Source organism: Paraburkholderia caffeinilytica (assembly GCF_046030355.1).
Taxonomy (GTDB): domain Bacteria; phylum Pseudomonadota; class Gammaproteobacteria; order Burkholderiales; family Burkholderiaceae; genus Paraburkholderia; species Paraburkholderia caffeinilytica_B.
This window is the reverse complement of sequence record NZ_JAQQCQ010000028.1, coordinates 1-20737: the sequence shown is the minus strand read 5'-3', so window position 1 is coordinate 20737 and position 20737 is coordinate 1. Positions and strand designations below refer to the sequence as shown.

General features: G+C 60.6%; 19 protein-coding genes and 2 tRNA genes. 4 read left to right on the top strand and 17 right to left on the bottom strand.

Annotation, left to right across the window (positions count from 1 at the left end; genetic code table 11):
* Positions 1–63 precede the first annotated feature (63 nt).
* The 3 genes from PQQ95_RS31055 (at position 64) to PQQ95_RS31045 (ending at position 4179) form a co-directional block, all read left to right on the top strand.
* Positions 64–1272 carry an acyl-CoA dehydrogenase family protein gene (locus PQQ95_RS31055; protein WP_408444691.1) on the top strand — a complete coding sequence of 403 codons (1209 nt, stop codon included), beginning with the start codon at positions 64–66 and terminating at the stop codon, positions 1270–1272.
* Between the two features lie 12 nt (positions 1273–1284).
* Positions 1285–2415, top strand: a complete 1131-nt coding sequence (locus tag PQQ95_RS31050; protein WP_408444689.1) for an acyl-CoA dehydrogenase family protein — start codon at positions 1285–1287, stop codon at positions 2413–2415.
* A 183-nt stretch (positions 2416–2598) separates the two neighbouring features.
* A complete protein-coding gene (locus PQQ95_RS31045; RefSeq protein WP_408444686.1) occupies positions 2599–4179 on the top strand; it encodes an aspartate:alanine exchanger family transporter in 1581 nt (526 codons plus the stop codon).
* Between the two features lie 94 nt (positions 4180–4273).
* Here the strand turns inward: PQQ95_RS31045 and PQQ95_RS31040 are convergent.
* The 15 genes from PQQ95_RS31040 to PQQ95_RS30970 all read right to left on the bottom strand — a co-directional run bounded on the left by PQQ95_RS31040 (position 4274) and on the right by PQQ95_RS30970 (position 18266).
* A tRNA-Pro gene (locus PQQ95_RS31040) sits at positions 4274–4350 on the bottom strand.
* 63 nt (positions 4351–4413) lie between these two features.
* On the bottom strand, positions 4414–4821 hold the full coding sequence (locus PQQ95_RS31035) for a MerR family transcriptional regulator (RefSeq protein ID WP_408444683.1): 408 nt from the start codon (positions 4819–4821) through the stop codon (positions 4414–4416).
* A 46-nt stretch (positions 4822–4867) separates the two neighbouring features.
* On the bottom strand, positions 4868–5278 hold the full coding sequence (locus tag PQQ95_RS31030) for an integration host factor subunit alpha (RefSeq protein ID WP_054040433.1): 411 nt from the start codon (positions 5276–5278) through the stop codon (positions 4868–4870).
* A 69-nt stretch (positions 5279–5347) separates the two neighbouring features.
* Complete coding sequence (gene pheT / locus PQQ95_RS31025; protein WP_408444681.1) at positions 5348–7783, bottom strand: phenylalanine--tRNA ligase subunit beta; 2436 nt, start codon at positions 7781–7783, stop codon at positions 5348–5350.
* A gap of 137 nt (positions 7784–7920) precedes the next feature.
* On the bottom strand, positions 7921–8934 hold the full coding sequence (gene pheS / locus PQQ95_RS31020; protein ID WP_408444678.1) for a phenylalanine--tRNA ligase subunit alpha: 1014 nt from the start codon (positions 8932–8934) through the stop codon (positions 7921–7923).
* Positions 8935–9091: 157 nt separating this feature from the next.
* A complete protein-coding gene (gene rplT / locus PQQ95_RS31015; protein WP_006052502.1) occupies positions 9092–9451 on the bottom strand; it encodes a 50S ribosomal protein L20 in 360 nt (119 codons plus the stop codon).
* Positions 9452–9480: 29 nt separating this feature from the next.
* Positions 9481–9678, bottom strand: a complete 198-nt coding sequence (rpmI, locus tag PQQ95_RS31010) for a 50S ribosomal protein L35 (RefSeq protein WP_074282768.1) — start codon at positions 9676–9678, stop codon at positions 9481–9483.
* A gap of 248 nt (positions 9679–9926) precedes the next feature.
* On the bottom strand, positions 9927–10451 hold the full coding sequence (infC, locus tag PQQ95_RS31005) for a translation initiation factor IF-3 (RefSeq protein ID WP_074263967.1): 525 nt from the start codon (positions 10449–10451) through the stop codon (positions 9927–9929).
* 49 nt (positions 10452–10500) lie between these two features.
* Positions 10501–12408 carry a threonine--tRNA ligase gene (thrS, locus tag PQQ95_RS31000; RefSeq protein WP_408444675.1) on the bottom strand — a complete coding sequence of 636 codons (1908 nt, stop codon included), beginning with the start codon at positions 12406–12408 and terminating at the stop codon, positions 10501–10503.
* A gap of 250 nt (positions 12409–12658) precedes the next feature.
* Positions 12659–12735 (bottom strand) — tRNA-Val (locus PQQ95_RS30995).
* A 139-nt stretch (positions 12736–12874) separates the two neighbouring features.
* Positions 12875–15118: a RelA/SpoT family protein gene (locus PQQ95_RS30990; protein WP_408444672.1), complete on the bottom strand. Its 2244-nt coding sequence runs from the start codon at positions 15116–15118 to the stop codon at positions 12875–12877.
* A 73-nt stretch (positions 15119–15191) separates the two neighbouring features.
* Positions 15192–15545 carry a RidA family protein gene (locus tag PQQ95_RS30985; RefSeq protein ID WP_408444671.1) on the bottom strand — a complete coding sequence of 118 codons (354 nt, stop codon included), beginning with the start codon at positions 15543–15545 and terminating at the stop codon, positions 15192–15194.
* Positions 15546–15652: 107 nt separating this feature from the next.
* The gene (locus tag PQQ95_RS30980; protein WP_408444668.1) at positions 15653–16564 is read right to left on the bottom strand and encodes an alpha/beta fold hydrolase; all 912 of its coding nucleotides are present in this window, start codon (positions 16562–16564) and stop codon (positions 15653–15655) included.
* Between the two features lie 353 nt (positions 16565–16917).
* Entirely contained in the window at positions 16918–17559 is a 642-nt protein-coding gene (locus tag PQQ95_RS30975; RefSeq protein ID WP_408444666.1) for a CoA transferase subunit B, read from the bottom strand.
* Positions 17560–17561: 2 nt separating this feature from the next.
* Positions 17562–18266, bottom strand: a complete 705-nt coding sequence (locus tag PQQ95_RS30970; RefSeq protein ID WP_054040428.1) for a CoA transferase subunit A — start codon at positions 18264–18266, stop codon at positions 17562–17564.
* Positions 18267–18539: 273 nt separating this feature from the next.
* Here PQQ95_RS30970 and PQQ95_RS30965 point away from each other — a divergent pair, with 273 nt between their 5' ends.
* Positions 18540–19085, top strand: coding sequence for a LuxR C-terminal-related transcriptional regulator (locus PQQ95_RS30965; RefSeq protein ID WP_408444663.1), 546 nt, complete (start codon positions 18540–18542; stop codon positions 19083–19085).
* Positions 19086–19213: 128 nt separating this feature from the next.
* Here the strand turns inward: PQQ95_RS30965 and PQQ95_RS30960 are convergent, their stop codons facing one another.
* Both PQQ95_RS30960 and PQQ95_RS30955 read right to left on the bottom strand, forming a co-directional pair.
* Positions 19214–19645, bottom strand: coding sequence for an acyl-CoA thioesterase (locus PQQ95_RS30960; protein ID WP_408444660.1), 432 nt, complete (start codon positions 19643–19645; stop codon positions 19214–19216).
* A gap of 89 nt (positions 19646–19734) precedes the next feature.
* Positions 19735–20511 (bottom strand): SDR family oxidoreductase, encoded by a 777-nt coding sequence (locus tag PQQ95_RS30955; RefSeq protein ID WP_128591951.1) that lies wholly within the window; start codon positions 20509–20511, stop codon positions 19735–19737.
* Between the last annotated feature and the right edge of the window lie 226 nt (positions 20512–20737).

The following is a 20737-nucleotide window of genomic DNA, read 5'->3' as shown; positions in this document are numbered from 1 at the left end:
GACCGGTGGCGGCCTGATCGGCCCCGGTTGCCGGTTTGCTAAATATCGAGGAAAGAACCTGTTATGGATCTGAACTTCACGCCTGAAGAAGAGGCTTTTCGCGCCGACGTACAGCGCTTTTTGCGCGACAAACTCCCGCAACGTCTCGCCGACAAAGTACACGGCGGCCGCCGCCTCACGCGCGACGACATGGCTGAGTGGCACGCCATTCTCAACGCGCAAGGCTGGCTCGCCAATCATTGGCCGAAGGAGTACGGCGGCCCGGGTTGGAACCCCGTGCAGAAATTCATTTTCGAGAATGAATGCGCGTTGGCGGGCGCTCCGCGGGTCGTGCCGTTTGGCGTCAACATGCTCGGCCCCGTGCTGATCAAATACGGCAACGAAGCGCAAAAGCGCCACTGGTTGCCACGCATTCTCGACGGCTCGGACTGGTGGTGCCAAGGCTACTCGGAACCGGGCGCGGGCTCGGATCTCGCGTCGGTCAAAACCACTGCGGTACGCGGCAGCGACGCGCAAGGCGAGCACTACATCGTCAACGGTCAGAAGACATGGACCACGCTCGGCCACTACGCGAACATGATCTTCTGCCTCGTGCGCAGCGCCACCGACGTGCGCAAACAGGAGGGCATCAGCTTCCTGCTGATCGACATGACTACGCCAGGCGTCGACGTGCGGCCGATCATCACGCTCGACGGCGAACATGAAGTCAACGAAGTGTTTTTCACGGACGTACGCGTGCCCGTCGAGAACCTCGTGGGCGAAGAGAACAAAGGCTGGACCTACGCCAAGTACCTGCTCACGTATGAGCGCACCAATATCGCGGGCGTCGGCTTCTCGGTGGCCGCCTTCAACCGGTTGCGCAAAATCGCCGCGAAACAGCAGCGCAACGGCCGGCCGCTTGCCGAAGATCCCTCGTTCGCGGCACGCATGGCGCGCGTCGAGATCGATCTCGAGAACATGAAGACCACCAATCTGCGCGTGATCGCGGCGGTGGCCGGCGGCGGCATACCCGGCGCGGAGAGTTCGATGCTGAAGATTCGCGGCACCGAGATCCGTCAGGAGATCTCGTCACTCACGCGCCGCGCGATGGGGCCGTACGCGCAGCCGTTCGTCGAGGAAGCCCTGCACGACGGTTTCGAGGGCACGCCAGTCGGCCCCGACGAAGCGGCAAGCGCGGCCTCGCTCTACTTCAACAACCGCAAGCTGTCGATCTTCGGCGGTTCCAACGAAATCCAGAAGAACATCATTTCCAAAATGATCCTTGGACTGTAAGGGGCGCACTTCATGAATTTCCAGCACACCGAAGACCGCCGCATGCTGGCGGATACGCTCAACCGTTTTGTCACCGAGCAATACGGTTTCGAGACGCGCGACCGGATCGCGCGTTCGCCTGAAGGATTCAGCGCCGACCTGTGGAATCGTTTCGCGGAACTCGGCATTATCGGCGCGTTGTTCGATGAGGCCGATGGCGGTTTTGGCGGCGGCGGCTTCGATATTGCCGTCGTATTCGAGAGCCTCGGCCGCGGCCTCGTGGTCGAGCCGTTTCTCGATACGCTGATCGTCGGTCAGGCAATCGCGCGTAGCGGCAATGAAACGCAAAAAGCCGCGCTGGGCGAATTGATCGACGGATCCCGGATCGTTGCGCTCGCGCATGGCGAGCCGGACGGCCACTACGAACTGGCGCGCGTCACAACGCGTGCTCAGCGTGTTGGCGATACATGGCAGTTGAACGGCGCGAAGGCGGTGGTTCAACAGGGCGAAAACGCGTCCCTTTTCCTCGTCTCCGCACGCACAACAGGCGGCGATGATGCCGAAGCCGGCATTACGCTCTTTCTGGTCCCGCGCGACGCCGCGGGTGTCAGCGTGCGCGGCTATCGCAAGATCGACGGCGGCCGCGCGGCCGAGGTCACGTTCGACAATGTCACGTTGAGCGACGACGCATTGCTCGGAACGGCCGGTGAAGGTTTTTCGACGCTCGAATACGCGATCAGCTGCGGCGTGCTGGCCTTGTGTTCCGAAGCAGTCGGCGCGATGGATGTCGCCAAGGACCACACGCTTGAGTACTTGCGCACGCGTAAGCAGTTTGGTGTGCCGATCGGCAGCTTCCAGGCATTGCAGCATCGGATGGCGGATCTGTTACTCGAGATCGAGCAGGCGCGCTCGGCGGTCATCAATGCCGCTGCCGCGCTGGGCGCTGAACGTACGGTGCGGGAACGGGCAGTTTCGGCGGCGAAATACAGTATTGGCAGGATTGGTGCGCGAGTCGCTGAAGAGTGTATTCAACTGCATGGCGGTATCGGCATGACATGGGAGTTGCCGTTGGCTCACTATGCGAAGCGCCTCGTGATGATCGACCATCAACTCGGGGATGAAGACCATCATCTCGAGCGGTATATCGCGCTCGGCAGAGGTTGAGGCCGGGTTTCCACGCTTTCCTCGAATCAGCACCGCCCGCAAACACATAGGAAAAAACAGGAAATCTGGTAGATACTGGCAAACATCCAGCCCCCGTGGCTCCCTCCCTGAGTCATTCAGCATAAGCGTCCCAACTGCAGGAAATCAGCAGAACCCGAAGTCTCGAACCCTATCGGAGGAAACGTGGATTTCCTGAAGACGCTTCTTGAGCAGCAGCCCTTAATGACGCTGTTCCTCACCATCGCGATAGGTTATTTCGTCGGCGAAATCAACATCAAAGGGTTCTCACTCGGCGTCGGCGCTGTACTGTTCGTCGCACTCGCGGCCGGATGGTTCGCGCCGAAGTCAGCACCCGCACCGATGATCGGCACGCTCGGGCTCTCGCTTTTTCTTTACACAGTCGGCGTTCAGTACGGCAAGCAGTTTTTTCTTGGGTTGACCAGTGCTGCCGGCCGCCGCGCCAATATCCTCGCGCTGATCGGTGTGCTTTGCGCGGGTGCAACAAGCGTCGCGATTCAGAAAATCATGCAACTGAATCCGGGTTATGCACTCGGCCTCTTCTCAGGTTCAGGCACCAGTACGGCTGCCCTGCAAGCGGCCATCGCCGCGCTCGGCAACGACGACGCAGCCGTGGGTTATTCGGTTTCCTATCCATTTGGTGTGGCCGGTCCGATCCTGCTGCTCTATCTGGCGTTCATGGTCCTTGCGCCGAAAATCAAAACGGCTTCCAACGCCGGCCTTGAAATCCTCGAAATCGCGCTGCGCAACCCGGCGTTCTGTGGCAAAACGCTCGCCGAAGCGGTCGCCGCCCTACCCGCCAACGTGCAGATCGTCGCTGTGCGGAGCGCGCATCACAACGCAGCGGCCACGCCCGAGCTCGTCCTTGCGGAAAATGACGTGGTGCTCGCCGTCAGCCCGACTCTGGACGCGCTCGCCGAGGCCCGCAGGAGTCTTGGCGAAGCCGCGCCGGGACGCGTGCTGCGCGACCGCGGCGATCTGGACTATATACGCGTGTTTGCGTCGCGTGCGAGCGTGATAGGCCGCTCGCTCACTGAACTCGATCTGCCGGACGGGTCAATTGTGGCGCATGTGCGGCGCGGCGATGCAGACATCATGCCCAACCCCGATCTCATACTCGAATATGGCGATCGTGTTGGACTGCTGACGCAACGCGCGGCATTTCCGGCATTGCGGACCTTCTTCGGGGACTCGATCACGGGCACAGCCGAGTTCAGCTACATTTCGGTCGGTCTAGGGATGGCGTTGGGGTTTCTGGTGGGCGCGATCCAGATTCCGCTGCCGGGTTTGGGCAAGCTCGCACTTGGCTTGTGCGGAGTGTTGATCGTGGCGCTCGTGCTGGGCAAGCTGCGCCGGACCGGCAGCGTCAACTGGACCATGCCGCTTCCCGCCAACCTTGTGATGCGCAATCTCGGACTGACCATCTTTCTCGCGCAGGTGGGGATGTCGTCAGGGCCGAAGTTCGCCGCGACTGTTTCGCAAACCGGCTTGCTGATGCTCGGCTTAGGCGCGATCGTGCTGCTTGCGCTGGCCGTGCCGATTCTGATTCTGGGCCTGCTGGTGTACCGGCTGCCGTATGACGAAGTAGCCGGCATCGTCGCCGGGGCTTGCGGCAATCCTGCCATTCTTGCGTTCGCCAACAAGCTCACGCCGACCGACAAACCGGCCATTGGTTACGCGATGATTTTTCCGGCTATGACGATCGTGAAGATATTGTTCGTGGATATCATTCCGGGGCTTTGGTGACGGTGAAGGCGTCGCTCGATCTGAGAATGTGACTGGTTCGGGCTGGAAATAGAAAAAGGCCTTACAAGCATTGCTTGTAAGGCCTTGATTTCTTTGGTCGGGGCGAGAGGATTTGAACCTCCGACCACCTGCACCCCATGCAGGTACGCTACCAGGCTGCGCTACGCCCCGAACAGCTAAAAATTATAACAGACACTTCAATCGATTAGAACCGCTCTGCGCTAACAAAGCAGGCTAGTGACCCAACAAGTCGATCACATGCAGCAATTCCTTGCGCAACTGCTCCACATCGACCACAGCCGTTGCTGCGGCCGGCGCTGCCGCGCCCTCACCTTCCTCGACCCGATCAGCCGGCTCACCGTGCGGATCACCGCCACGCGAATCGAGCCGATTGCGCGCGCCGTTGATCGTGAAGCCCTGCTCGTACAACAACTCACGAATCCGCCGGATCAGCAGCACCTCATGATGCTGGTAGTACCGGCGATTGCCGCGCCGCTTGACCGGCCTCAACTGCGTGAACTCCTGCTCCCAATAGCGCAGCACATGCGGTTTCACGCCGCATAGTTCGCTGACCTCACCAATCGTGAAGTAGCGCTTCGCCGGAATCGGAGGCAAGACGACTTTTTCGATCGTCGCTGTCATCGTCAGTTAGCCGTCGTGGTGGGTTGCGCAGGAACGCGCCAGTCGATCAGCGCGCGAAGCTCGCTTCGGCGCCGTTCTCGACCAACGCTTTCAGCTTTTGACTTGCATGAAACGTCACAACGCGGCGCGCGGCGATCGGAATCGCCTCGCCGGTCTTCGGGTTTCTGCCGGGACGCTGGGGTTTGTCGCGCAACTGGAAGTTGCCGAACCCCGACAGCTTCACGCTATCGCCACTCTCCAGCGCATCGCGGATCACCTCGAAGAACGCTTCGACCATGTCTTTCGCTTCCCGCTTGTTGAGCCCGACATTGTCGAACAGCAACTCGGCAAGTTCAGCCTTGGTCAGCGTCGGCGTTTCTGTGGAAACGGCCGCGGGTGATGTCGGAATATCGCGAATCATGGCGCTGCGTTGCGCCGTAAGAAGGGCTTCGAAATCACTCGAGTTCATTTCATTCATATCTATCAAATGGCGCGCCAAGCAGAAACGGAGGTTGCGAAAAAATGCCGTGCAAATGTTAAATGCGGGTTATCCACGCAACCGTGCGCCATATACTCGAGCCAGACGTTCCACCAGAGTTTGAATAGCCAGATCGACCGTTTCATCCTGAAGGGTCCCGCCAGTATCTTGCAAGGTCACACGGAACGCAAGGCTTTTCTCATGGACAGCCAGGCCACCGGAAGTGTTTGATTTTGGACGGAATTCGTCAAAAAGCACAACCTTCTGGACGGTCTTGCAAGCCGCTTCGGACTGGGCCTTCTGGAGTTCGTCCAGCAGCGCCTGCACCTCGATTTTCTGATCGACGACCACTGCAATATCGCGACGCACCGGCGGGAATTTAGACACATCCGCCGGAGTCGGCAATACGCGCTGCATTAATGCTTCCGCTTCGATTTCAAAAAGAATCGGTGCATGCGGCAAATCATATTTCTGCATCCAGCGCGGATGTAATTCGCCAATCCAGCCCACTGCGCGGCCATTCAGTTCAATACGCGCACTGCGGCCCGGATGCAATGCCGGATGCTCCGCTTTTACGAAGCGCGCCACGGCCGGCGCGAGCACGGCTTCCAGATCGCCCTTCACGTCGAAGTAGTCGACCGCGCGCGTTTGCGCGCCCCACTGCTCTTCGAGTGCCGGACCATAGGCAAGGCCGCCGATCAGCTTCGGCTGCGCGAAACCTTCGACCGTCAATTCGCCGGCCTTGATCGACGGATCGTGCAGGAACACGCGGCCGGCTTCGAACACGCGCACGCGATCGGCCGCGCGACGATTCAGGTTCGTGCGCAGGACGTTGATCAGGCTGCCGAACAGCGTGGTGCGCATGACCGACAACTGGCTCGCAATCGGATTCAGCAGACGAACCGGCTTGTCGTTGCCGGCGAAGTCCAACTCCCACTCGGCGTCGACGAAACTGAAGTTGACCGTTTCCGCGTAATCGCGCGCGGCGAGCGCGTGACGGATCACGTGGATCGAGCGCTGCGTTTCGTTGGTCGGCAGCATTTCGCTGGTTGCGACCGGCGGACGTGCGGGAATCTTTTCGAAGCCGTAGATACGCGCGACTTCTTCGATCAGGTCTTCTTCGATTTCGATATCGAAACGGTACGACGGCGGCATCACCGAGAACGTATCGCCGTCGCGTTCGAACGTGAGGCCGAGACGCGTGAAAATCTGCGCGATTTCGTCCGCTTCGATCGTGATACCGATGATGCGGTTCGCACGCGAGACGCGCATCTTCACGGGCGCACGCTTCGGCACGTTGACGATCTGATCGTCGACCGGGCCGGCTTCGCCGCCGCAGATATCGAGGATCAATTGCGTGATGCGTTCAATGTGCTCGACCGTGGTCGCGTAATCGACGCCGCGTTCGAAACGATGGCCTGCATCGGTCGAGAAGTTGTACTTGCGCGAGCGGCCACGAATGCTATCCGGCCACCAGAATGCAGCTTCGAGATAGATGTTGGCAGTGTCGAGCGTGACGGCCGTGCTGTCGCCGCCCATGATGCCGGCAAGGCTTTCGATGTGCTGCTCGTCCGCGATCACGCCGACGGTTTCATCCAGCTCGACAGTGTTGCCATTCAGCAGCTTGAGCGTTTCGCCCTTGCGGCCCCAACGCACGTCCATGCCGCCGTGGATCTTGTCCAGATCGAACACGTGCGACGGGCGGCCCAGTTCGAGCATCACATAGTTCGAGATGTCGACGAGCGCGGAAATGCTGCGCTGACCCGAGCGTTCGAGACGTTGCACCATCCATTGCGGCGACTTCGCGCGCGCATTCACGCCGCGGATCACGCGACCCGAAAAACGGCCGCACAGATCAGGCGCCGAGATTTTGACGGGCAATGTTTCGTTGAGCTTCACTTCGACCGGCTTGATCTCGAGCGGACGCAGCGCAGCACCGGTGATGGCCGACGTCTCGCGCGCCACGCCGAACACCGACAAGCAATCCGCCTTGTTCGGCGTCAGCTTGATTTCGAAAACCGTGTCGTCGAGCTTCAGCGTTTCGCGGATGTCCTGGCCGATCGGCGTATCTTCCGGCAGGATCATCAGGCCGCTATGATCTTCCGAGAGCTTCAGTTCGCGTGCCGAGCACAGCATGCCCTGGCTCTCCACGCCGCGCAGCTTCGAGAGCTTGATCGCGAATGGCGTGCCGCCCTCTTCGGCCGGCGGCAGTTGCGCGCCCACGAGCGCGACCGGCACCTTGATGCCCGGCGCCACGTTCGGCGCACCGCACACGATGTTCAGCGTCGCGCCCGTGCCGGCGTTGACCTGACACACGTTGAGCTTGTCCGCGTCCGGGTGCTTGACGACTTCCAGCACCTGGCCGACGACGATCTTCGAAGTCGGCGGCGCGGCCGGCCGCAGGTCTTCGACTTCGAGACCCGCCATCGTCAGCGCGTGCGACAGCTCGTCGGTCGTCAGTTGCGGATCGACAAAGGTTCTCAGCCAGGATTCCGGGAATTGCATGGTTCTGTGTACGTTCTGATCAGGTTAGGTCCAGGTCCGGCAGGCGGCCCATTGATTCACTGGGCACTACCGGGGACGCTGCTGCGGCACTGCACGCAGTGCCGCGCTCTATGCTTGTCGCGTTCGTACGCGCCGGTTCACGCGAATTGACGCAGGAAACGCAGGTCGTTTTCGAAGAACAGACGCAGGTCTTGCACGCCGTAACGCAACATGGTGAGCCGCTCGAGCCCGCTGCCGAAAGCAAAGCCGATATAGCGCTCAGGGTCGAGGCCCATATTGCGGATCACCGTGGGGTGAACCTGGCCGGAACCCGAAATTTCGAGCCACTTGCCGGCGTTCTTGCCCGTTTCGAACAGCATGTCGATTTCGGCCGACGGTTCGGTGAACGGAAAGTACGATGGGCGGAAGCGCACCTGAATATCGTCGCGCTCGAAGAATTTCTTGAGGAAGTCGGAGTAGACGCCCTTCAGGTCCGCGAAGCTGATGTTCTCGTCGATCCACAGCCCTTCGACCTGGTTGAACATCGGCGAATGCGTTGCATCGCTGTCCACACGATATGTACGGCCCGGCACGATCACCTTGATAGGCGGCGTGTTGGTACGGGCGTAGCGCACCTGCATCGGGCTGGTATGCGTACGCAACAGCAGTTGACGGCCGTCGGCATCTTTGCCGTCGACGTAAAAAGTGTCCTGCATTGAACGCGCCGGATGGTTTTCCGGGCTGTTCAGCGAGGTGAAGTTGTACCAGTCGGTTTCGATTTCGGGGCCGTCGGCCACATCGAATCCGATCGACCGGAAAATCTGTTCGACGCGCTCCCAAGTGTGCATCACCGGGTGCAGACTGCCTGTGCCGGTGCCACGGCCGGGCAACGTGACGTCGATAGCTTCAGCGGCGAGGCGCTGGTTCAGCAACGCGTCGGCCAGCGCCTGACGGCGGGCCGTCAACGCGGCTTCCACTTGTTGCTTGACGAGGTTGATCCGTGCGCCTTCTGTCTTGCGCGTTTCGGGATCGAGTTTGCCAAGACCCTTCAATAGCTCGGTCAACGCACCCGATTTACCAAGAAAGCGGGCTTTCTCGTTCTCGAGGGTGGTGACGTCGGAGGCTTCTGCGAAGGCTTTTTGCGCGTCGGCGACAATCTGGTCCAGATCCATTGATCCCATCATTTCAACGTCAGTGTTCTATCGAAGCAAATCCGGTTCTACCAACAAAAACGGGGCTCGGTGAGGAGCCCCGTTTTTGCTGCAGCGTCACCGAGACTACCGGATGTTCGCTGCAACGAACCACGCAGTTTAATTGCCCAAAGCGCAATCAGGCTGCAACGGCGGCTTTCACCTGCTGAACGATCGCAGCAAAAGCAGCCTTGTCAAACACAGCCATGTCGGCCAGCACCTTGCGGTCGAGTTCGATCGAAGCCTTCTTCAGGCCGTTGATGAACACGCTGTACGTCATGTCGTGCTGACGCACCGCCGCGTTGATACGCGTGATCCACAATGCACGGAACACACGCTTCTTGTTGCGGCGATCGCGGTAGGCGTATTGGCCTGCGCGCATGACCGCCTGCTTGGCGATGCGATAGACGTTATTGCGACGGCCGCGGTAACCCTTGGCCAGCTTGATGATCTTCTTGTGACGGGCCCGTGCGGTAACCCCACGTTTTACTCGAGGCATGTCTTGCTCCTATGAGTGTCGGTTAAGGGTTAAGCGAACGGCAGCATTGCGCGCACGGAGTTCATATCTGACTCATGAACTGACGTGGAACCGCGCAGATGGCGTTTGTTCTTGGTGGTCTTCTTGGTAAGAATGTGGCGCTTGAAGGCTTGACCGCGCTTGACGGTACCGCCCGGACGCACCACGAAGCGCTTTGCAGCACTCTTCTTGGTCTTCATCTTCGGCATGACAACTCCATTATTAGATGGATATGGGTGTGCGGTCGGCCAGATGGCCATTACCCGCCCTTCGAAACCCATTCCACTTGGTATGCAGACCGCCGCTACTGCCGGCAGCCGCTTTTCAGGAAGCGGCGCACATTTTCACATGCGCCGTTCCGAAACCTGCCGATCCTGCGCCGGACACCCGGCATAGCATCGCTTGAATCTTTCACAACCGGAGCGCCCACCACTCGGTGCGCCGCTGCTCCGGTTGCTTACTTCTTTTTCTTCGGTGCGAGCACCATGATCATCTGGCGCCCTTCCATTTTCGGCATCTGCTCGACCTGACCGACTTCGTCGAGGTCCGTGCGCAGGCGCTCGAGCATGCGCATACCGATTTCCTGGTGAGCCATTTCGCGGCCACGGAAACGCAACGTGATTTTCGTCTTGTCGCCGTCGTCGAGGAAGCGGATGAGGTTGCGCAGCTTGACGTTGTAATCGCCGTCATCCGTGCCCGGGCGGAATTTGACTTCCTTGACCTGCACGATCTTCTGCTTGAGCTTGGCCTCGTGTTGCTTCTTCGCTTCCGAGTACTTGAACTTGCCGTAGTCCATCAAACGGCAGACCGGCGGAACCGCTTGCGGAGCGATTTCGACCAGATCCACATCTTGCTGCTCCGACATGCGGAACGCATCAGCGAGTTTCACGATGCCGAGCGGTTCGTTCTCGACTCCGACCAGACGCACCTCAGGTGCTGTAATTTCACCGTTGATGCGGTGCGCAGACTTATCAGTAGCGATGTTACGTTTCCTCTAAAAATTAAAAAAACGAGCCGGGCTGCCAGGTGGCTCAGTTGAACGACTGCACGTCCTGGCGCAGACGCTCAATGAAGGTATCGAGAGGCATCACACCCAGATCGACACCACCACGGGCACGCACGGCTACCGTTTGGGCTTCACGCTCTTTGTCGCCGACCACAAGCAGATACGGCACCTTTTCTAGCGTGTGCTCGCGTATTTTATAGCTAATCTTCTCGTTGCGCAAATCGGCCTCTACTCTAACCCCTTGTTTTTGCAACGATTGGGCTAGAGACTGCGCATATTCGGCCTGACTTTCCGCGATATTCATCACTACAACCTGCATGGGCGCGAGCCACGAGGGCATTGCACCAGCATGGTGCTCGATCAGAATGCCGAGAAAGCGCTCCATTGATCCGACGATTGCCCGGTGCAACATGATCGGGCGGCGGCGGCTGTTGTCCTCGGCGACGTATTCGGCGCCAAGACGCTCCGGCAGCACCATATCGAGCTGCAGCGTGCCGCACTGCCACGAGCGGCCAAGCGCGTCCTTGATGTGGTACTCGACCTTCGGGCCATAGAATGCGCCCTCGCCCGGCAATTCTTCCCACGTCACGCCACAAGCCGTCAGCGCTTCGCGCAGGCCTTGCTCAGCACGATCCCAGGTCTCATCCGTGCCGGCGCGCGCATCCGGACGCAGCGACAGCTTGATTTCGACATTATCGAAACCGAAATCCTTGTAGACGCTCATCGCCAGCGTGTTGAACGCGATCGATTCGCTGATGAACTGGTCTTCGGTACAGAAAATGTGCGCGTCGTCCTGCACGAAACCCCGCACGCGCATCAGGCCATGCAGCGCACCCGACGATTCATTGCGGTGGCACGAGCCAAATTCCGCGTAACGCAGCGGCAGGTCGCGATACGAGCGCAAACCGTGGTTGAACACCTGCACGTGACCAGGGCAGTTCATCGGTTTGATCGCGTAGTCGCGCTTTTCCGATTCCGTCGTGAACATGTTTTCACGATAGTTCTGCCAGTGGCCCGACGCTTCCCAGAGCGAGCGGTCCATGATCATCGGCGTCTTGATCTCGAGGTAGCCGGCGTCGTTCACGCGGCGGCGCATGTACTGCTCCACCTGCTGCCACAGCGTCCAGCCTCGCGGATGCCAGAACACCATGCCCGGCGACTCGTCTTGCATGTGAAACAGATCGAGTTGCTTGCCGAGCTTGCGGTGATCGCGCTTCTCCGCTTCTTCGAGCATGTGCAGATACGCTTCCTGGTCTTCCTTCTTCGTCCAGGCCGTGCCATAGATGCGCTGCAGTTGCTCGTTCTTCGAGTCGCCGCGCCAGTAAGCGCCAGCAAGCTTCATCAGCTTGAAGACCTTCAGCTTGCCGGTGGACGGCACGTGCGGGCCGCGGCACAGATCCGTGAAGCCGCCGTGCGAGTAAAGCTTGATCTCGTCGGTAGCGGGAATCGATTCGATGATCTCGGCCTTGTACTTTTCGCCAATGCTCTTGAAGTAGTCCACGGCTTCGTCGCGCGACACCACGCGGCGCGAGACGGGCTCGTCTTTCTTCGCGAGCTCCTGCATGCGCTTTTCGATCTTCTCGAGATCTTCGGGCGTGAAAGGACGGCTATACGCGAAGTCGTAGTAGAAGCCGTTGTCGATCACTGGACCGATCGTGACTTGCGCTTCCGGGAACAGATCCTTCACTGCGTACGCGAGCAAGTGCGCCGTGGAGTGCCGAATGATGTCGAGGCCGTCCGCGTCTTTCTCGGTGACGATCGCAAGCGCCACATCGTGATCGATCAGCGTGGACGTATCGACCAGCTCACCATCGATCTTGCCGCCGAGCGCGGCCTTCGCGAGGCCGGGGCCGATCGAGGCGGCCACTTCGGCGACGGTCACCGGATGCTCGTACTGTCGAACAGACCCGTCAGGCAGACGTATCGAAACCATTGCGTTCTCCGTGGTGCCGACCGGCGGCGGCACATACAACCTGGTCAAAAAACCAAAAAAAATGCGGCCCCGCTTTCGAGGGGCCGCATTCACATTTCCTGCTAACTACAGTGGCGAAAGTGCTCCTCGACTAGCGTCGCTCCGAAGTAGTTTCGGTCAACGTTCGCGGTGTCATACCCTACTCGCCTTTTGCGCCGAGGCGCTTACTGCAGTTTGCGAAACCCCGGCAAAACCGGAATTTCTCTTTCGTTGGTAGGCTCGATTGGACTCGAACCAACGACCCCCACCATGTCAAGGTGGTGCTCTAACCAGCTGAGCTACGAGCCTGAAGAAACGAGATTATATGGAGCGCCACACCGCTTGGCAAGTACTTTTATGCACCGACTTTAAATTTCTACTCACACGCGCTGACGCGTCGAACTGATACCTGCCAACATACGCAGGCACCCGCCGCCTCGCCCGCACATCAACTCTTGCGTGAAGCGCGCACCACGCCGATTACTTCTCCGAGCAACGTGCACGCGCGCTGAATTTGCGCGGCGCTCGATACCTCGACAGTAAATTGCATGAACGCCGCATTGCGGCGCGACTGCGTCTTCACGCCGATCACATTCATTTTCTCGCGCGCGAAAACTTCGGAGATATCGCGCAGCAAACCTTGGCGATCCGTGGCCTCGATGCTGAGGTCGACCGGATAGACCGATTGCCCGCGGCCGCTCATGACATCTGCCGACCATGCGGTTTGCAACACACGCTCCGGCGCGCGATCGGCCATGCGCAGGAAGGTCGGGCAATCGCTGCGATGAATCGACATACCCTTGCCGCGCGTGACGAAGCCGCTGATGTCGTCAGGCGGTGCCGGACGGCAACAGCGCGCAAGCTGCGTAAGCAAGGCGTCGACGCCGACCACCAGCACACCCGTGGAGGCCCCGCGCGCAACGCTCGCGCCGCTACTGCGCTTCTCGAACTGTTCTGGCGCTTCGACTACAGGTTCGGGGGGCGGCGCATCGTGCAACGCCTGCTCGACGAGCCGCAAGCTGAACTCTTCTTTGCCAACCACCGAGAACAGATCGTCCGTGGTCTTGAAGCCGAGCTTCGCGGCAAGCTGGTCGAGATTGACCGACGTCTTGCCCTCGCGCTGCAGGGTCTTTTCGACCATGGCCCGGCCGCTCGCGATGTGCTCCTGCACTTCAACCGCGTTAAACCACGCGCGCACTTTCTGCCGCGCCCGATGGCTCTGCAGATATCCGAGTTGAGGGTTGAGCCAGTCACGCGATGGACCGCCCTCTTTTACCGCGACGATCTCGACCGTCTGACCGTTCTGCAGTTGCGTATTGAGCGGCACCATCGCGCCATCGACACGCGCGCCACGACAGCGATGCCCCAGTTCGCTATGGAGGTGGTACGCGAAGTCCACCGGGGTCGCGCCGTGCGGCAGCGGAATCACACGCGCTTGCGGCGTGAGCACGTAGATGTGGTCGTCGTCGAGCGTGGCCTGGCGCAGTTGCTCCCACGGCTGCGCTGCGCGCTTCTCGCCGTGTTCGCCTTCGGAGACCTCGTCTTTCCACGCGAGCAGCTGACGCAACCACGCAATCTTCTCATCGTACTTCTCATTGGCACTGAACTGGCCACCATAACCGCGCGTGCCCGCTTCCTTGTAGCGCCAGTGCGCCGCCACGCCGTACTCGGCGAACTGATGCATTTCCTGCGTACGGATTTGCACTTCGAACGCACGGCCGTCGTCGCCGATTACGACCGTATGCAGCGACTTATAGCCATTCGGCTTGGGCCGCGAGATGTAGTCGTCGAACTCTTTCGGCACCGGCTGCCACAGGTTGTGCACGATACCGAGCACGGTGTAGCAATCCTTGATGTCCGGCACGATGACGCGAAACGCGCGCACGTCATAGAGCTCGGAGAAATCCAGTTCCTTGCCGCGCATCTTGCGCCAGATGCTGTAGATGTGTTTCGGTCGGCCGCTGACTTCGGCCTCCACATTCGCCGCGGCCAACTCCTGCTGCAGCCGCGCGATCGCCTGCGCAACATAGCTCTCGCGTTCGACGCGCTTCTCGTCGAGCAGCTTGGCAATACGCTTATACGTAACCGGCTCTTCGAAACGAAGCGCGAGATCCTCGAGCTCCCATTTCAGTTGCCAGATGCCCAGACGGTTGGCGAGCGGCGCGTAAATATCGAGCGTCTCACGCGCCACATCAGGCGACGGCGTGACTTTCGCCGCCGCGTAATAACGCAGCGATTGCAAGCGCGACGCGAGCCGTATCAGCACGACGCGAATATCCTGCGCGAACGCGAGCAGCATCTTGCGTAACGCCTCGACCTGCGCGCGACGCGCGGCCTGCGCATCTCGCCCGGCTTCGGGCATCGCATTCTGCGCGGCGCGCAGGCTGACCGTACCCAGGCGCAGCAACTTGCGCACATCGCCGACCAGTTGCGCGACTTCCTCACCGAAGTTATCGGCGATCACGCGCTCCGGGTCCTGCAGATGCGGCGTCAGCGCGAACAACGCCGCCGCCAGCACGGCCGGCGGGTCGACGTTGAGCTTGCGCATGATCGACGCCGTACCCGCCGCATGATCCGCCAGCAACTCGCCCGATGAGAGCCGCACCTCGCCCGCATGTTCGCGCACGAATGCCATCGCTTCGTCGAAGGAAGGGATGGAAGGCGGCGTGCTCGTAACGATTTCGGTAGTCATGGTGCGACGGCCCACCGGGCCAGACGAATCAACGTAATTTCAACAACAATGGCGAGCCCAGGCTCAGCCACACTCAATCGCGCTGCGCCGCGACCACGACGATTTCGACGAGGCACTTCGGGTTCGCGAGCTTCGCTTCGACGGTAGCGCGCGGCGGCGTGTCGCCTTGTGCGACCCACTCGTCCCACACCGCATTCATGCCGGCGAAGTGCACCATGTCCGCGATGTAGATCTGCACGGACAGCAACTGCGACTTGTCGCTATTCACTTCAGCTAGCAGACGGTCGATGTGGCCGAGCACTTCGCGCGTCTGACCCGTGATGTCCTGATCGTCGTCTTCGGCGATCTGGCCCGCGAGGTACACGGTGCCGTTGTGTACGGCGATTTCCGAAAGGCGCTTGCCAACGTGATGACGAATGACTGCCATGAAGAATCCTGAAGTTGGTTGAAATGGATCGTAGATGCGTTCCGCATTGCACCCACGCATGGCGCCTAATAAAGGACACTGCGAAAGACGCCGCGCGGAACTATATATTATGACGCGTCAGCGGCCGGCCCGATAAAGAACTGCCTCGCGAGATCGATCTGATCGGCCGACAGAAACGCCGGCGCATGCCCGACGCCGGCGATTTCCGCGCTGGATACGGCGCGCCCCGTCTCGATCATCTTGGCCACGGTCTCGCGAGAAAGCAGATCCGATTGCTCGCCGCGCACCACCAGCACCGGCCCCTGAAACGCAGCCAGCGCATGCCACAGCGCGGCCTCGCCGAGTTTGGCCGCCTCCTCGGTTGTCGCGGCAAACGGCAGTGCGATCCGGGGATCGTAGCGGAACAGCCATGCGCCGTCCTGCTCGTGCAAAAGCGGCGTATTGATCTCGCGCCACTCCTCTGGCGTGAGCGGACCGAATGTTTGCGCAAGCAACGCGGCGTAATCGATGCCCTGTTGCAGCGTTTCGAAACGCACGGGCTTGCCAAGGTAATCGCCGATGCGCTGCACGGCCACCGGCTCCAGATGCGGGCCGACGTCGTTCAGCAGCATCTTGCGGATCGGTGTTTCCGGCAAACCGGCCAGCGCGAGCCCGATCAGACCGCCCATCGAAGTACCGAACCAGTCCACCGTTTCGACGTTCAGGCGCGCGATCAGCGTGACCATGTCGGCGACGTACTGCGGCACGCTATAGAAGTTGGGGTTCGCGAGCCACGAAGACAAGCCCCGCCCCGCTACATCGGGACACACCACGCGGTACGTGCCGGCGAATTCCGCCGCGAGACGGTCAAAATCGCGCCCCGAACGCGTCAAACCGTGCACGCACAGCAGCACACGCGGGTTGGCCGGGTCGCCCCATTCGGTATAGGCGATACGGTGCAAGCCACCGGCGCTCGCGCACTGCACATAACGTTGGCGCGGCGCGGGCCGCTCGGCGGTGGAAGCGGACGTTTCGGTCATCTGGGTTCCTTGCAAAAGCGCTGCGGATTCGGCTTGGGCACAGTAGGGATCAGTCAGCGTCCAATCCCCAAAGATTGTAAACCGCTTTGCCATGCGGCAAGGATCGGCCGAACGGCCTAGGACGGACCAGATGCCCTAAGGTAAAAGCTCAGGCACCCAGGACGCGGGCAGCGCAACCGGAACGAAAAGACGGCGCGCAAAAAAAACGGACGAGACTCTCGCCTCGCCCGTTTCCAACTCCTCGCTTGAGCTTGCTTCATAAGCCGCCCATGACTCACAAGGCAACTTGCCTTGCAGCCTGCAGCCGGCCACTTCTGCTCACATAGACTGAGGCGGCCGGCTCACACCGCCATTCAGCTCACCGCACTCACATCCAGCGGCGCGCCCGTCTTCGCCTTGATTTCATCGACGCTGACGCCCGGCGCCAGCTCCGTCACCTTCAGACCGTCTTCCGTCACTTCGATCACGCCGAGGTCGGTGATGATCTGGTCGACCACGCCCACACCCGTCAACGGCAACGTGCATTCTTCGAGGATCTTGTGCTGGTCGCCCTTTGCGACGTGTTCCATCAGCACGACCACGCGCTTGACGCCCGCGACCAGATCCATCGCGCCGCCCATGCCCTTGATCATCTTGCCCGGGATCATCCAGTTGGCCAGATCGCCCTTCTTGCTGATCTGCATCGCGCCCAGAATCGCCAGGTTGATGTGGCCGCCGCGAATCATCGCGAACGAATCCGCCGACGAGAAAATCGACGAGCCCGGCAGCGTGGTCACCGTCTGCTTGCCGGCGTTGATCAGGTCGGCGTCCACTTCCTCTTCGGTCGGCGACGGGCCGATGCCGAGCAGGCCGTTCTCCGACTGCAGCCACACTTCGACGCCCGGCGGCACGTGGTTCGCCACCAGCGTCGGCAGGCCGATGCCGAGGTTCACGTAAAAACCGTCCTGCAATTCCTTCGCCGCGCGTGCGGCCATTTCGTCACGAGTCCATGCCATGATCAGTCTCCTTTCGCGCGGACGATGCGTTGTTCAATGCGTTTTTCCGGATTCGCATTGAGCACAATGCGCTGCACGAAAATGCCCGGCGTGTGGATCGCGTCCGGATCGAGTTCGCCCACTTCCACGATTTCCTCGACTTCCGCGACCGTGATCTTGCCGGCCATCGCGCACATCGGGTTGAAGTTGCGCGCGGTGCGGCGATAGATCAGGTTGCCCGATTTGTCGGCTTTCCATGCCTTGACCAACGCGACGTCGGCCGTCAGCGAGTGTTCGAGCACGTAATGGTTTTCGCCGAACTGGCGGGTTTCCTTGCCCTCGGCGATCAGCGTGCCATAGCCAGTGTTCGTGAAGAACGCCGGAATGCCCGAGCCGCCGGCGCGCAGCTTCTCGGCGAGCGTGCCTTGCGGCGTGAATTCGAGCTCGAGTTCGCCAGCCAGATACTGGCGCTCGAACTCCTTGTTCTCGCCCACGTACGACGAAATCATTTTCTTGACCTGGCGCGTTTCGAGCAACAGACCGAGGCCGAAACCGTCGACGCCCGCATTGTTGCTGATGCAGGTGATGCCCTGCACCTTCGAATCGCGCAGCGCCGCGATCAGCGCCTCGGGAATGCCGCACAGCCCGAAGCCGCCGACGGCAAACGTCTGCCCGTCCTTGACGATGTCCTTCAGCGCCTCGGCGGCGCCTGGATAGACCTTGTTCATCAGTATGTCCCTTCCTTTATGGAAACCCGAAACCGGATCGTCGGCCGCCGGTACGCCGGCCGACGGATTTTTGCGACTTCGATATGACGGAGAGCGGGCACACGCCCGACACGTCATTCTAGTCATCCGCGGCGGGCCCTGCGCTCAGCTTGCCATGCTTCGCGCCCGCGCCCACTGCGGACGCTGCGCCGCGTTGTGATATGCCCGAAAGAGTACGCTGGGCGCGCCATACGGCACAATACGCAAAAATACATAAGTACTTGCCGCCAACCCATGCCCGCACTGGATTACCAAACCGCGTTTCACCTCGCCCCGATCGGACTCGTGCTGTCGCGCGAACGGATCATCGAAGACTGCAACGACGAGCTGGCGTCGATATTCGGCTGCACGCGCGAGGCACTGCTCGGCCAGTCGTTCCAGATCCTGTATCCGTCGACGGACGAATTCGAGCGGATCGGCGCACGGATCCCGCCGATCATGACCGCCCAGGGCAGCTACGCGGACGACCGGATCATGAAGCGAGCCAACGGGGAATTATTCTGGTGCCATGTGACAGGCCGCGCGCAGCAACGCGCCGACGCGCATGCAGCCGGCGTGTGGACGTTCGAGGATTTGAGCGCGACGCGGCGCGTGGCGGTCGAATTGACGCCGCGCGAGCGGGAAATCGCCGCGCAGCTGGTGACCGGGAAAACCAGCAAGCAGATCGGACGGGCGCTGGATATCAGCCCGCGCACGGTCGATGTCTACCGCGCGCGGCTGATGCGCAAATACGATACGGGGAATGCGACCGAACTATTGCAGCGTTTGCTCGGGCACTGAGGGTAGGAATCGGCAGCCGGCTCGGCAACAAGTCGGCCTTGAGGCAGCAACCCGCAGTGAACGTGAGGACGGCACCAGGTTTGATTAGGGCGCACGGCACATACAAAGTCGTTACGGGAGCCCCGCGCTCAGGCCGCCTTGACCAGCACCGCGCGCTCGATGGTCGCGCGCAGCATATCCGGAACCGGCACCGACTTGCCCGCCGCGTAGTCGATCCACACGCAGCGCGCGGCGCCGCGGGCATAAACGGTGTCCGGATCGTCGGCGCGCACCAGTTCGAACGCCGTGTCAAAGCTGCTGCGCCCGGGCGTGGCCACGGACATCCGGCCGATCACGTCGCCCGGATAGTGCAACTGCTTGAGAAACTCCATCGACGCATTGACGATCACCGGCCCCTGCCCGTCGGCGTTGCTGCCGGCCAGACCCAGCTGTTCGAACCAGGAAATCCGCACCTGCTCCATGTAACGGAAATAGACCGTGTTGTTCACATGGCCGAATGCGTCCATGTCGCCCCAGCGGATCGGCATCGACATCTCAAAAACTGCGTGAAAATCGCTCATCGTACTTCTTTAACGGGTTGAAACGAGGGTGAAACCGGCATGTGGGCCGGTGCATACATGACAAACAAAAACGACCGCCCGAAACGCGTTCAGGCGAGCCCGAAGCCATCGTCGGCGGCAATCACCGAGCCATTGATGAACTGCGATTCGTCGGCCGCCAGCAGCAGCAACAGCCCGTCCAGATCCTCCGGCTTGCCGACCCGATGACGCGGCAGCATCGATACCAGCTTCTGCCCCTGCTCGGTCGACCAGTGATGATGGTTGATCTCGGTATCGATATAGCCCGGGCAGATGGCGTTGACGTTGATGCCGTGCTTGCCCCACTCCAGCGCCATGGCTTTGGTCATGTGGACGACCGCGGCCTTGCTCATCGAGTACAGGCCGATCTGCGGCAGCACCCGCAAACCCGCCATCGACGCGATATTGATGATCCGGTATGACGGCTTCTGCGCACTATTGCCGCGCATGATCATGCGCTTGGCGACTTCCTGGGCGACAAAGAAAGCACCGCGCGTGTTAGTGTCGAACACGTATTCGAAGTCGGCCGGCGTGACCTCCGAGAGCTTCTGCGTAGTCGACACGCCTGAATTGTTCACCAGAATGTCGATCGTGCCCGCCTCGGTTTCCGCGTGAGCCACGGCTGACTTGATGCTCTGATAGTCCGTGACGTCGAGCGAAACAACGTGCGCCGCGCCGCCCGAGGCTTCGATCTCGGCGCGCAATTCCTTCAGGCGTTCGGTGCGGCGGCTCGCCAGCACGACCTTGGCGCCCGCCTGCGACAACACTTGAGCAAAGCGCTTCCCCAACCCGCTCGAGGCGCCGGTGATCAGCGCGACCTTGCCTTCCAGATTGATCGAACGGCCCATTGTCGTTCCTTGTTCGGTTGTTGTTACAGACGCGATTGGCAGGTGCGGTAAGCCCGTCTCTACGGGCTATACCGTATCACACAAATAGAACGATCGTGCTAATCTGTGCTCATCGGGTTGCAGTGGCGGAGACCATCGCCCACAATACGATCCCGAAAAAAGCATTCTAACGGTAAGAAGAGGAGCATCAATGACCCCCGCAAGTCTCATTGAGCAATACGGTCCA

What these genes read in the sequence shown, in the direction of transcription:
- PQQ95_RS31055 (WP_408444691.1), top strand. Translation starts at nt 64, where the DNA reads ATGGATCTGAACTTCACGCCTGAAGAAGAGGCTTTTCGCGCCGACGTA.
- PQQ95_RS31050 (WP_408444689.1), top strand. Translation starts at nt 1,285, where the DNA reads ATGAATTTCCAGCACACCGAAGACCGCCGCATGCTGGCGGATACGCTC.
- PQQ95_RS31035 (WP_408444683.1), bottom strand. Translation starts at nt 4,821, where the DNA reads ATGACAGCGACGATCGAAAAAGTCGTCTTGCCTCCGATTCCGGCGAAG.
- PQQ95_RS31030 (WP_054040433.1), bottom strand. Translation starts at nt 5,278, where the DNA reads ATGAATGAAATGAACTCGAGTGATTTCGAAGCCCTTCTTACGGCGCAA.
- pheT (WP_408444681.1), bottom strand. Translation starts at nt 7,783, where the DNA reads ATGCAATTCCCGGAATCCTGGCTGAGAACCTTTGTCGATCCGCAACTG.
- pheS (WP_408444678.1), bottom strand. Translation starts at nt 8,934, where the DNA reads ATGGATCTGGACCAGATTGTCGCCGACGCGCAAAAAGCCTTCGCAGAA.
- rplT (WP_006052502.1), bottom strand. Translation starts at nt 9,451, where the DNA reads ATGCCTCGAGTAAAACGTGGGGTTACCGCACGGGCCCGTCACAAGAAG.
- rpmI (WP_074282768.1), bottom strand. Translation starts at nt 9,678, where the DNA reads ATGCCGAAGATGAAGACCAAGAAGAGTGCTGCAAAGCGCTTCGTGGTG.
- thrS (WP_408444675.1), bottom strand. Translation starts at nt 12,408, where the DNA reads ATGGTTTCGATACGTCTGCCTGACGGGTCTGTTCGACAGTACGAGCAT.
- PQQ95_RS30990 (WP_408444672.1), bottom strand. Translation starts at nt 15,118, where the DNA reads ATGACTACCGAAATCGTTACGAGCACGCCGCCTTCCATCCCTTCCTTC.
- PQQ95_RS30985 (WP_408444671.1), bottom strand. Translation starts at nt 15,545, where the DNA reads ATGGCAGTCATTCGTCATCACGTTGGCAAGCGCCTTTCGGAAATCGCC.
- PQQ95_RS30980 (WP_408444668.1), bottom strand. Translation starts at nt 16,564, where the DNA reads ATGACCGAAACGTCCGCTTCCACCGCCGAGCGGCCCGCGCCGCGCCAA.
- PQQ95_RS30975 (WP_408444666.1), bottom strand. Translation starts at nt 17,559, where the DNA reads ATGGCATGGACTCGTGACGAAATGGCCGCACGCGCGGCGAAGGAATTG.
- PQQ95_RS30970 (WP_054040428.1), bottom strand. Translation starts at nt 18,266, where the DNA reads ATGAACAAGGTCTATCCAGGCGCCGCCGAGGCGCTGAAGGACATCGTC.
- PQQ95_RS30965 (WP_408444663.1), top strand. Translation starts at nt 18,540, where the DNA reads ATGCCCGCACTGGATTACCAAACCGCGTTTCACCTCGCCCCGATCGGA.
- PQQ95_RS30960 (WP_408444660.1), bottom strand. Translation starts at nt 19,645, where the DNA reads ATGAGCGATTTTCACGCAGTTTTTGAGATGTCGATGCCGATCCGCTGG.
- PQQ95_RS30955 (WP_128591951.1), bottom strand. Translation starts at nt 20,511, where the DNA reads ATGGGCCGTTCGATCAATCTGGAAGGCAAGGTCGCGCTGATCACCGGC.